Source organism: Pedobacter sp. MC2016-24, assembly GCF_015223055.1.
Classification (GTDB): domain Bacteria; phylum Bacteroidota; class Bacteroidia; order Sphingobacteriales; family Sphingobacteriaceae; genus Pedobacter.
In genome coordinates this window covers 147552-159529 of record NZ_JADFBX010000008.1, presented here as the reverse complement: position 1 = coordinate 159529, position 11978 = coordinate 147552, and the positions used below count along the sequence as shown (strand labels likewise).

The 11978-nt window shown below is 43.6% G+C and carries 11 protein-coding genes; 5 read left to right on the top strand and 6 right to left on the bottom strand.

All coding sequences use genetic code 11. The features are described 5' to 3' along the window. Window positions 1–387: 387 nt before the first annotated feature. Window positions 388–1410: an LLM class flavin-dependent oxidoreductase gene (locus tag IM797_RS18525; RefSeq protein ID WP_194128661.1), complete on the bottom strand. Its 1023-nt coding sequence runs from the start codon at window positions 1408–1410 to the stop codon at window positions 388–390. A gap of 115 nt (window positions 1411–1525) precedes the next feature. Here IM797_RS18525 and IM797_RS18520 point away from each other — a divergent pair, with 115 nt between their 5' ends. Then, window positions 1526–1741, top strand: coding sequence for a hypothetical protein (locus IM797_RS18520; RefSeq protein ID WP_194128660.1), 216 nt, complete (start codon window positions 1526–1528; stop codon window positions 1739–1741). A gap of 43 nt (window positions 1742–1784) precedes the next feature. On the opposite strand, the gene IM797_RS18515 is transcribed toward IM797_RS18520, so the two are convergent. Further along, window positions 1785–2477, bottom strand: a complete 693-nt coding sequence (locus IM797_RS18515) for a TIGR02117 family protein (RefSeq protein ID WP_194128659.1) — start codon at window positions 2475–2477, stop codon at window positions 1785–1787. Between the two features lie 86 nt (window positions 2478–2563). Between IM797_RS18515 and IM797_RS18510 the strand changes: the two genes are divergently transcribed. Together IM797_RS18510 and IM797_RS18505 are read left to right on the top strand one after the other, a co-directional pair. Next, window positions 2564–3265: an RDD family protein gene (locus IM797_RS18510; protein WP_194128658.1), complete on the top strand. Its 702-nt coding sequence runs from the start codon at window positions 2564–2566 to the stop codon at window positions 3263–3265. Between the two features lie 3 nt (window positions 3266–3268). Further along, a complete protein-coding gene (locus IM797_RS18505) occupies window positions 3269–3658 on the top strand; it encodes a zinc ribbon domain-containing protein (RefSeq protein ID WP_194128657.1) in 390 nt (129 codons plus the stop codon). Between the two features lie 34 nt (window positions 3659–3692). On the opposite strand, the gene holA is transcribed toward IM797_RS18505, so the two are convergent. After that, on the bottom strand, window positions 3693–4718 hold the full coding sequence (holA, locus tag IM797_RS18500; protein ID WP_194128656.1) for a DNA polymerase III subunit delta: 1026 nt from the start codon (window positions 4716–4718) through the stop codon (window positions 3693–3695). Window positions 4719–4763: 45 nt separating this feature from the next. On the opposite strand from holA, the gene IM797_RS18495 reads away from it, so the two are divergent. Continuing rightward, window positions 4764–5225: a type I restriction enzyme HsdR N-terminal domain-containing protein gene (locus IM797_RS18495; protein ID WP_194128655.1), complete on the top strand. Its 462-nt coding sequence runs from the start codon at window positions 4764–4766 to the stop codon at window positions 5223–5225. 115 nt (window positions 5226–5340) lie between these two features. On the opposite strand, the gene IM797_RS18490 is transcribed toward IM797_RS18495, so the two are convergent. The 3 genes from IM797_RS18490 to IM797_RS18480 are packed head-to-tail and all read right to left on the bottom strand — an operon-like array spanning window position 5341 to window position 11041. Beyond that, entirely contained in the window at window positions 5341–6726 is a 1386-nt protein-coding gene (locus IM797_RS18490; RefSeq protein ID WP_228098947.1) for an efflux transporter outer membrane subunit, read from the bottom strand. Window positions 6727–6745: 19 nt separating this feature from the next. Next, entirely contained in the window at window positions 6746–9883 is a 3138-nt protein-coding gene (locus IM797_RS18485) for an efflux RND transporter permease subunit (protein ID WP_194128654.1), read from the bottom strand. A 30-nt stretch (window positions 9884–9913) separates the two neighbouring features. After that, complete coding sequence (locus tag IM797_RS18480) at window positions 9914–11041, bottom strand: efflux RND transporter periplasmic adaptor subunit (RefSeq protein ID WP_194128653.1); 1128 nt, start codon at window positions 11039–11041, stop codon at window positions 9914–9916. 310 nt (window positions 11042–11351) lie between these two features. On the opposite strand from IM797_RS18480, the gene IM797_RS18475 reads away from it, so the two are divergent. After that, window positions 11352–11972 carry a metalloregulator ArsR/SmtB family transcription factor gene (locus IM797_RS18475; RefSeq protein ID WP_194128652.1) on the top strand — a complete coding sequence of 207 codons (621 nt, stop codon included), beginning with the start codon at window positions 11352–11354 and terminating at the stop codon, window positions 11970–11972. Window positions 11973–11978: the final 6 nt, after the last annotated feature.

Here is an 11978-nt window from a genome sequence, read left to right as displayed (position 1 = left end):
CAGTTCCGGCAAGCATACTGTGCTTGAACCCATGTTCAATCCTGTTTAGACCGGCAACTATTCCCTGAATATCCATGACTATTTTTTTCAAATAAAGTCATTTTCAAACTCAAAAAAAATGATTGGGATCATGAAACCTAAAATCAATATCTGGTGGAAATTAAAAGCCTAAATAGCAGGCATAAAAAAAGGGGAAAACGTAAACGTAAACCCCAATCTTTTTATTTCATAGTATAGATGTACGATTCTCAACACATTTTTTATGCCAAAAATCAGCGCCACAATTTTTATCTATTAACAAACTCATCTACAATACCTTGCAAGCGCACAGAACCTTTATGGTTTAACGGTATTGTCTATATATGCAATCACCATGAGCGCTAAATGTTATCTCCAGCCAAGTCCAGGTGCAACATGTTCCAGAATTGCCGACAGCACATGGATGTTATAATCAACGCCCAATGTGTTGGGAATGGTCAATAGTACCGTATCCGCCTCCTGTAATGCCTCATCTTCCAAGAGTTCCCTGATCAGCTGATCTGGCTCTGCTGCATATCCCCTGCCAAACACCGCCCTTTGGGTAGGCTCGATATAACCAAAACTATCCGCACCTTTACCTTGTCCGCCAAAATAAAGCCTATCCTGATCGTTCATAATGGCAAAGATCGACCGGCTCACCGAAACCCGGGGATCGCGCTCATGCCCTGCTTTCTTCCACGCCGCTTTATACAACCTGATCTGCTCGGCCTGTTGGATATGGAAGGGTTTACCATTTTCATCAAATTTCAGGGTAGAACTTTGCAGGTTCATCCCGTTCTCCGCAGCCCATATGGCTGTCGCATTGGAAGCTGCCCCCCACCAGATGCGTTCACGTAATCCTTGCGAATACGGCTCAAGCCTCAATAATCCCGCTGGGTTGGGAAACATGGGATTTGGATTGGGCTGCGCAAATCCATTGCCATCCAACCTTTCCAAAAACTCCATCGCTTTCTTCCTCCCCATGTCCGCATCGCTTTCGCCCTCCAAAGGTGAATAGCCAAAATATCTCCACCCGTCAACCACCTGTTCGGGCGAGCCTCTACTGATGCCCAGTTGCAACCGGCCACCAGAAATCAGGTCGGCCGCCCCGGCATCCTCGACCATGTATAATGGATTTTCATAGCGCATGTCAATAACACCCGTGCCAATTTCGATCCTGGTAGTCTTTGCCCCGATAGCCGAAAGCAGCGGAAATGGCGAAGCCAGTTGCCTGGCAAAATGGTGCACCCTGAAATACGCCCCTTCAAGCCCCAGCTCTTCAGCCGCGACGGCAAGGTCGATGGACTGTAACAAGGTATCGCCCGCGGTACGGGTCAGGTATGAGGGATGGTCAGCCCAGTGCCCAAAAGATAAAAATCCTATTTTCTTCATCTGCAAAAAATGCTTAGTTCAAAGTTAACGAAATGAGAACGGCACAAGGGTCAGCCTTTGGTCATAACGGCAATTTCAAACAGCATATTAAGCTATAGGACAAGAACGAGACAGTTTGACAAAGTCATTTGTAAGAAAATACTCACCTTTAACCGAATACGGCGGATGGGGAATTAGATTTGGGTTATTTGGGCAAGGCAACGCATTTAACGTTTCAGGTAATGAGGGGTTACAACTTGAGTTTAATGATCATACAAAACTCCTCATAGGAACTAAAAAGCCTGCAGAATTAACCGAAACGTTAAACAAAATCGGCCAATTAAAGCAATAAAAAGAAACTTCCAAATTTGACAACCGCCTTTAGCTAAACGAATTTAAGGATATTGATGAAAGATCCCCTTATCCGTCGGTGTCCACCAACAAGCTTTCTGTTCACAGGCTTTTAAAGCACTGTTTGCCCAGGTATTGCAGGTATTAAACAAATCGTATGCCCCTTCCGCTTCGTAAAAAGCATCGTCAGGACCATAACCATCATTGTGCGTTTCAATTTGAATTACACGACGGTGGGCATCATATTTAAAACTGGATTTGATGTACTGAACCAGTTTTAAATATTGCTCCTTACTGATCCGGATTTCTTTACAATGCTGCCCCGGTATTACGCTTCTGCAGAAATCAGTATGCATGGCCGTACTGCCCAGGTGAAAAGCGGCATTAAATGCAGTGCTAAACTTTAGATCAGACCATTGGGGCGTTTCCAGATAAAACCCTTTATCTCCCCAGCCAAAAGCGATATACTGAAATGTAGTATCCTTAGACTCCGTATCTTCAAACCGGGCAATCGTGCTCCAGTCTATAATTTCGGTCTTTACTGGCACCACAATATCGGTATGTACCCCATTGCTCATGATGTAAATACTCATTTCTTTGAGGCCTTCCCGGGCAGCATTTTTATTGACCGGCACATAAAAAAGTAACCAGGTAATGGCCAGGTAACTGAGCACAAATACGATCAGGCCGGCTATTACGTAACCCAATCTTTTTAAATTCTTTTTCAATACACGCATGTTCTTTTCAAATGGTAGCGTCCAAAAATAGAGTTTTCTGGCATCTTTATTGTAAATCTGTAATCAAACCGTAATTAACGACCTTTATGAATCAAATATGCCCTGTTTGCAAAGCCAGTTATCCACCTGAAGTAAAATTTTGTATCAACGATGGAACTCAACTGGGCGTTCCTGTCCAGAACCCTTTTGAACAACAACCAAAAGCAAACAATCCTTTCGAACAACAGCCAAAGGCGCATAATCCATTTGAACCACAACCAAACAGACACAATCCTTTTGAACAGCAAAATACAGTTAACAATCCCTTTGAAAGCAGACTTCCCTTAAATCAACCTTATCCGAAAGCATCTTTAGGAAATCGTTTTCTGGCATTTCTAATTGATGGCCTCATTTTCGTTGCCTTGTTAATTCCTTCGGCAGCCCTACTTATTTTTGCATTTATTGCAGCTTATGGTAACGATCAAAGCTTAACGATTATTTTAGGGGTTAGTGGAGCCATTCTATTTTTATTACCTATTGCCTATCAGTTATTTAAAGATGGAATGGGTATTGGACAGAGTTATGGTAAGCGTGCCATGCAACTCATCGTTATCGATTTAGACACCAATACCCCCTGCTCAAAATCTAAGTCCCTGGCCAGGAATATCGTTTCTGCCCTATTGGGATTTTTTCCTATAATCGGTCAATTTATAGAGCCCATTATGGTTCTGGCAACAGAAGACGGCAGAAAGCTTGGTGACCGTGCTGCAAATACCATGGTTATTGATAAAAACAACTATCCGATCTAGCTTATGAACTGTCCTCAATGTAATACGCCCAATCTACCTGAAGCTCAATTTTGCAAAAACTGCGGAGCTGCGTTAAAAAACAGCCCTGTGCAAAACGGCTCTGATGCTCACACCATCAAATCCTTGCTGATCATTATGGGGATAGACTATCTGATCTCTACGATCATGTTTATCATCCATAAAGTTGTGCTTCCCCCAATGTATAAAAATGGCGATTCGGATACCGTCAATATGATTTATCAATATTTCGGCTGGACCACAGACATTATCATGATTGGTGCGATGGCATTCTTCCTAGCTGTCATCCAAAACAAGAATGTAAAAACAGCATTGGCAATATTTATCGCATTGAGGTTGATCTTCATGGTGGGATACCGCCTGTTTAATTACTAATTTTAGTCTGGTTGATCAGAATGCGGTACAGCAATTAGTGCAGCATTTTAAACAGCAACTCTTTAAGCAATTCTCCGTCTGTAGTATTGCCCGTGCTGTCTACGCCCTTACTTTTCAGGTCGTACTCGCGAAGCAGGCTAATGATATCGAATATTTTATTCAGGTTATAACTGCGTGATGCCGTTTCAAAGTCCTTCACAAAATAAGGATTTACGCCCAGTTCCTTAGCTGCATCCCCTTTATTCTGCAGGTAATGATACTTTAATATTTTCGAGAAATAAGCATTTAGATTGGCCATCACCATGACCATGGGATTGGCCTTGGGATTATCAGCAAAATAATTGATGATCTGATTGCATTTAAGTACGTTTCTTACCGCAAGGGCTTTTTGCAGTTCAAAAACGTTGTATTCTTTACTGATGCCAATGTTCTTTTGTACGATATCGGTATCAATAGTTGTTTCCTTACCGATATTGAGCAACAATTTCTCTACTTCATTCGCAATCTTGGACAGGTCTGCCCCCAGGTATTCAGCCATTAATGCAGAAGCCTGCGGCGCTATCTTGTATCCTTTTTCTTTAACCAGCTCATCAATCCACTGTGCCAGCTTATAGTCGCGCACCAGTTCGGATTGAAAAATAACCCCGTTCTTATCAATGGCTTTATAAATCTTTTTGCGCTTGTCGAAGTTGGCATATTTATAACCCAGAACTAAAATTGTACTGGGTAAGGGTTTCTCAAAATAGCTCAATACAAACTCCGCAGTCTTGCTGCTTCCTTCTGTTTCTTTAGCCCATTTTAAATCCTGTGCTTCTTTGACTACAATCAACTGGTAATCAGACATCATCGGATAACGCTTTGCAGCGTTCATAATGGTAGCCATATCGGTATCCTTACCATAAAGTACCGTCTGGTTGAATCCCTTTTCCATATCATTCAGAATATTCGCTTCCATATAATGAATAATCTGATCGATGTAATAAGGCTCTTCACCGTGTAACAGGTAAACGGGTTTAAACTTCCTGGCTTTAATGTCTTTGATGATATCTGCGGCACTCATATGATGCTGTAAACTTAGATAAAAATTTTGTCTACTTTTGCACAAATGTCATTTATCCCTGTCCCGCTTAATCTACCAGAATATCCTTTTAAAATTACTTTAAAGGACAAGCAATATTTCATATTTGATGAAATCCGCAGGAAACACCTGGTATTGACACCCGAAGAATGGGTAAGACAGCATTTTATACAGCATCTGATTTTACATAGAAAATTTCCAAAATCGCTGATTCAGGTAGAAGGAGGATTGAGCTTAAATAAGCTTCAGAAAAGAACAGATATTGTGATTTTCAACAATCAGGGTGAGCGGCTCATGATTATAGAATGCAAAGCACCCTCAGTAAAAATCAGCCAGGCTACTTTTGATCAGGCTGCAAGGTACAATTCTGTACACAAGGCCAAATGGCTGGTCGTAACAAATGGATTGAGACATTGTTATGCGGTAATTAACCACCAAACTGAACAGTTTGCTTTTGTAGAAGAACTACCTGATTATCAGCTACTATAATCTCTTTTTGAAAAATAAGCCATTCTATTCAGAGTCTGGCATCTTTTAGGCTCCTGAAGGGGAGCAAAAAGCGCCTAGGCCTCTTCACAGAAGGCATATTTTTCAAATGAAATTATTACAGTATTGCACGATACAAAGCAATCACCGCCTGCCATTCCAGTAAGCGGTCATTTACCCCTTCCAGTTGTGCAGCAAGCAGGTTCTGTTCCGAAGTCAGTACATCCGTATAATTGGTTGCAGCGCTGTACCGCAAAAGCTTTTTGGTAAAATCAACTGACTTCTGTAGTGCGGCTACTTGTTTTGTTCTGATTTCTTGCTGCCGTGTTGCAACCTGGTAAGCAAACAAGGCATTTGAAACCTCTGTACCAGCCCTTAACAACGCTTTTTGAAAATTAAGCGCAGCCTCCTGTTGTGTTGCACGGGCAATAGCCAGACGGGATTTATTGATCCCGCGATTAAAAATGGGTTGCGCAATTCCGGCAGCAAGATTGCCGAACAATCCGGATGGGGTAATCCAATCTTTAAAACTAAAGCTGGTGAAACCTCCGGATGCAGTGAGCGTGAAGCTGGGATAGAAAGATTTCCGGGCAACGTTGGTGGCCTCAAAAGCGGCTGCAAAGGCATACTCTGCTTGCTTCACATCCGGTCTGTTTTGCAATAAATTTGCTGGTACACCAGATTTTAGATCAACAGTTGCCTGTTGTACCCCCAAAGAAGTTCTTTCTACCACAGCAGCAGGACGGGCCAGTAAAACGCTAAGTGCATTTTCCATTTCCCGGATTTGCTGTTCCAACCGCGGGATGGCCACTTCCGCAGCATATTGATTGGCCAGGCTTTGTACTTCTGCCGCTCCATTGACAATATTCGCTGCTTTTAAGGCGCGCATGGCCCTTACATCAGCTTGACGAATCGTGACCGTTTGCTTCAGAATCAGCAATTGTTCATCCAGTGCCAGCAAAGTAAAATAGGAATTGGCGATATCTGCGATGAGCTGAGTTTTCACCGCTTTCTGAGCAGCTTCAGTTTGTAATAAACTTGCCAATGCACTGCGTTTGGCACTTTTGATCTTACCCCAGATATCGGCTTCCCAACCGGCGGTTAAGCCCACATCATACTGCGTAGATGAACTGATGATTCCAAATCCTTGGGGGTACGCCAACTTAGATTGGGTAACACTGGCTTTGGCATTCAGCTCAGGTAAAAAAGCGGCTTTACTTTGTGTAAACACAGCCCTCGAAGCCTCGATGCGTTGAATGGCTATTTTCAGGTCGAGATTATGACTTATCCCCTCTTCAATTAAATGCGTTAAAACAGTATCCTTAAATAGCGTGCTCCAGGACTTGGTTCCCCAGTTCAAACTGTCAACATCCACCTGGTCGCGGTATAGGTTGCTGGTATTCACGATCGGACGTTTATATGCTTGCTGTACGCTACAGGCACTCAATATTGCCAGCAGAAGCAAAAGTCCCATATGGTATTTTTTCATTTTATCTTTATTCATGATTTTCAAATTGGTTAAGCTACAGGTCAGTTTCAGCTTTGGTCTTTACGCCCGAAATACGCTCTTGCAATGCCTGGAACACGACAAATAATGCCGGGATGACGAACACGCCGAATACCGTACCGATCAACATCCCCCCTACAGCTGCAGTACCAATAGAGCGGTTACTAATTGCACCTGCACCAGTAGCAATCATCAGGGGCAGCAAACCAAATATGAAGGCAAAAGAAGTCATCAAAATTGGCCTTAACCTGGCAGTAGCACCGGAAATAGCCGATTGAATTAAGCTTCTTCCACTTAAACGATGCATCAGGGCAAACTCCACAATCAGAATTGCGTTCTTGGCCAGCAGACCAATCAACATGATCAAACTGATTTGTAAGAAAATGTTGTTATCCAGGCCAAACAAACGGGCAAATAAGAAAGCTCCGGCCAGGCCGATGGGTAAGGACAAGAGCACCGACAAAGGCAAAATATAGCTTTTATACTGGGCACTGAGCAGGAAGTAAATGAACAACAAACTCAACACAAAAATCAGGACGGTCTGACTTCCACTGCCCAATTCTTCCAGGGTCAATCCCGAAAATTCATAAGTATAGCCCTGTGGCAAAGTCTGCGCCGCTACTTCCTGTATGGCTTTAATCGCATCACCCGAACTGTAACCAGGCTTTGGTGCACCATTTACCGCACCTGCCGTAAATAAGTTAAACCGGTTGATAAACTCCGGGCCGTACATCTTTTTAAGGGTGATGAATTCAGAGATCGGCGCCATATTGCCCTGATCATTCCGAACATAAATCTGATCTATAGCGGCTTTGCTTGTCCGCTGCGCGGCTTCCGCCTGGATCATCACCTTATACTGCTTTCCAAAGCGGTTAAAATCAGAAGCATAAATACCGCCCAGATACCCCTGCAGCGTTTCCAGAACCGTATTGACCAATACGCCTGCTTCTTTGCATTTGGCTACATCTACGCTCACCTCATATTGTGGAAAACTGGTGTTGTAAGAAGTAGCGGCATACAGAATCTCCGGTCTTTGATTAAGGGTGGTCATGAACTTTCCAATCACCCCATCAAAAGCTTTGTAATTGCCACCGGTTTTATCCTGCAACTGGAATTCAAAACCATCATTGTTGCCAAAGCCTTGTAAGGTCGGGGCCGCAAAGAAAATAATGCTGGCACCTTTGATCTCCGCAGTTTTCGCAAAAAGCTTGCCTACAATGCTTTGAATGTCCTGACCTTTTTTGGTTCTTTCTTTCCAGGGTTTTAAACGGATAAAAATGGCTGCATACGAACTTCCGGTACCACTGATCAGGTCCATCCCCGCCAGTCTGGATGACAACTCAATTTCCGGAATGGAACGCGCGATGCTGTCAATCTGATTGGCAATAGCCTCTGTCCGTTCCAACGAACTGGCAGGTGGTAAAATCACATTGCCATAGATCGAACCGCTATCCTCATTGGGCACAAAACCTGTCGGCGTCGTTTTCACCAAAAACCAGAACAACAAACTAAACAACCCGATTACCGCAAAAGCGATCCATTTTTTCTGAATCAGGAACACTACAGCTTGTTTATAGCGATTGGTCATCACCACAAATGAGGCGTTAAAATTGGTATAAAAGCGCTGCAGGAAACCTGTTTTAACTGCGTGATCAGCTCCATGTGGTTTCAACAACAGTGCGCATAAAGCCGGACTTAAGGTCAGGGCATTCACTGCTGATATCACAATCGCCACCGCAAGCGTTAAACCAAATTGCTTGTAAAATACCCCCACAGATCCGGTGACAAAGGTTACCGGTATAAATACCGCCGACATGATCAGGGTAATGGAAATGATCGCACTGCTGATTTCGCTCATGGCATGTATTGTTGCTTTTTTGGCAGATTTAGCACCTTGATCCAGTTTGGCATGAACCGCCTCAACCACCACAATCGCATCATCCACCACAATACCTATGGCCAGCACCAATGCAAAAAGCGTGAGCAGGTTGATGGTAAATCCAAAAAGTTTGAGGAAGAAAAAAGTACCAATGATCGCCACAGGCACGGCAATGGCAGGAATGAGGGTTGATCTGAAATCCTGTAAAAAGATAAATACCACAATAAACACCAGGATAAAAGCCTCAATAATGGTGAAAATCAATTTGGAAATCGAAGCATCCAGAAACTCATTTGCATTGGCAAATACGCTGTATTTAACCCCTTTTGGAAAAGTTTTCGCTGCATCTTTCAGGATTTGCTCACATTGAATGATGATTTCATGGGCATTGGAACCTGAAGTCTGACTGATGGCCACATAGGGTGCCTGCTGCCCCTGGGCAGTCAGCGAACTGGAATAGGTAAAAGATCCCAGGTCAATTGTAGCCACATCCTTCAGCTTCAATACATGACCATTTTTTCCCGATTTCAACAGGATTTCTTCAAACTGGCTGGCCTTTTCCAGCCTGCCGGTATATTTCAAGGTATATTGAAAACTCTGATTACTATTTTCGCCCACTTTACCCGGAGCCGCTTCAATGTTCTGCTCGGCAAGTGCTGCCGTGATATCCGAAGGAATTAAACCATAAGCGGCCATGGCATCTGGTTTAAGCCAGATGCGCATGCTGTAATCTTTACTGCCGTATACCGCAGCATAACCTACCCCCTGAACCCGCTTAATCTGCGGCATCACGTTAATTTTTAAATAATTATCCAGAAACTGCTGATCATACTTCCCGTCTTCACTATACAATAAAAAACTGAACACTTCACTGTTTAATCTTTTGCTTGTCGTGATGCCGACTTTGATCACCTCTGCAGGCAGTAAACTCGTAGCCTTGGTTATCCGGTTCTGTACATTAATGGCAGCCAGATCGGGGTCTGTGCCCTGCTTAAAATTAATGGTGATGCTCGCACTACCGTCATTACTGGCCTTAGAGGTCATGTACGTCATATTTTCTACACCATTGATCTCTTCTTCTAAAGGTACAATGACACTCTTCATCACCACATCTGCACTGGCGCCCTGGTAAGCCGTAGTTACTTCTACTGCAGGAGGTGCAATATCCGGGTATTGCGAAATGGGGAGGGAAACGAGTCCCAATATACCGAGCATGACAATAATCACAGAGATTACTGTCGACAACACGGGGTTATCTATAAACTTTTTTAACATGATAATTGTATTTTTTAATGGATCTGTTTGCTATTTTTTACTGGCTATGGGCTTAATCCGGGTACCGTCTTTTAAGCTGCCCATACCCTCGGTCACCAGCCTGTCGCCGGCTTTTAAACCTTGCTGCACCACATAATACGCAGCACTACTGTTATCCATGACTGTGATTTCAGTGCTTTTGACCAGGTTGTCTGTTCCAACAAGAAAGACCATCGTCTTCTCCTGCATCTCATAACTGGCCTTTGAGGGAATCAACAAGGCCTGTTTCAACACCACAGGAATCCGGATAGTGGCACTGGCACCGCTTCTGATGAGCCCTTCCGGATTCAGGAATTTTGCCCGAAGGTTAACCGAACCTGTTGCTGTATTGATCAATCCGCCAACACTTTCAATTTTTCCTTTTTGAGGATACGCCTTACCATTGGCAAGGATCAGCGATACTTCCGGAAAATGCGCCAGCTTCTCCTTCATACTTGTACCAGGATATTGATCTGCAAAATCCAGGAGCTGCTTTTCATTGAAAGAGAAATAAGCATACACCGCAGAAACGTTGGATACCGTAGTTAAAGGCTGAGCAGAACTGCTGCTGACCAGGCTGCCGGTTTTATAAGGAATGTTGCCGATAAGCCCATCGGCGGGACTCACAATATTGGTGTAGCCCACATTGGTACGCGCATTGGCCAGACTTGCCCTTGCCTGCGCCAAAGCAGCCTCCCTGGCGTGCAAATTATATCTGGCCTGCTTCAGCTCATACATACTGACAATCTCTTCCTTAACCAGCGGCTCTGTTTTCTCTACCTGCATTTTAGCTGTATTCACTTCTGCTTCCGCATTTTTTATCGCAGCTGCAGCAGTTTTGACCTCCTGTTTGTATTGAGGCGCATCAATCTTAAAAAGCAGCTGCCCCTTTTTAACCAGGGCACCCTCATCCACAAAGATCTGAGCAACAAAACCATCAACTTTAGGCCTGATCTCGATGTTTTGCTGACCTTCAATACTTGCTTTATAATCTGTATTTAAGCTGGTCGACTGGGGCTGAATGGTCATCACCGGATATTCCGGAATGGCTTGTTCAGCAGGAGCAGACTGCTGCGAGGTGCCGCAAGCCTGTAAAAATACCAGGGCGGTGAATAATATGGGTAGTGTTTGTAATTTCATATCTATCAATTGTTTTATGGTTAATTATTGGGCAAAGCGAGGCCAGTCCCATGCTTTTCTAAAACCTGGACATACACTGCCTGTGCGGTGATTTAATTAAATTATTAAAAGATGAAAACTACCGGCGGACCGGTGATGTGGATGATCTGATGTTTTTGATGCTTCATTTTGATACAATTTTAATGGACATTGCCGTAAAAAGGATGAAAATGACCTTCATACGATCAAATTGTACCCTTTAAATGCCTTAAAGTTCAGCAAAGTTAGTACTTTTGTGAATAAAACAATTAAATACTTGTTTTATTAGATTATGAAGACAAACCGATTTTTAATGCTGTTGAAGATGCGTGGTACGCTTACAGCAGCTGAAATTGCAAAAGAACTTGGAATTACAAGTGAGGGTGCAAGACTTCAACTCTTAAAATTAAGTGAAGAGGGATTAATTGATGCTGCACATGAATCAAAGGGTGTAGGTCGGCCTACGCAGTACTTTAGCTTAAGTGCCGAAGGCAATGCAGGATTTCCAGATACCCATGCCGAATTGACGGTAAAGCTGATCGACCTGATCAAGCATACCCTTGGAGACGATGCGCTCCAAAAAGTCATTACCGCAGCTGAAGAAAGTGGCAAAGCACGTTATGCAAATGAATTACAGTTTTCCAATACCCTCGAAGACCGCGTAAGCCAACTGGCCCAAATCAGATCCAGAGAAGGCTATATGGCCGAATACCGAAAAGAAGCCAACGGTTTTCTGCTGATCGAAAACCATTGCCCGATTTGTGCAGCCGCACAAGCTTGCCAGGGCTTCTGTGCGGCCGAACTCAATACCTTTAAATTTGTCCTGGGTCAGGATGTTGGCATCACCCGGGTAAATCACATCATTGCCGGCGACAGAAGATGTGCTTACAAAATAGAACCCATAGCTTCCTAGTACAGG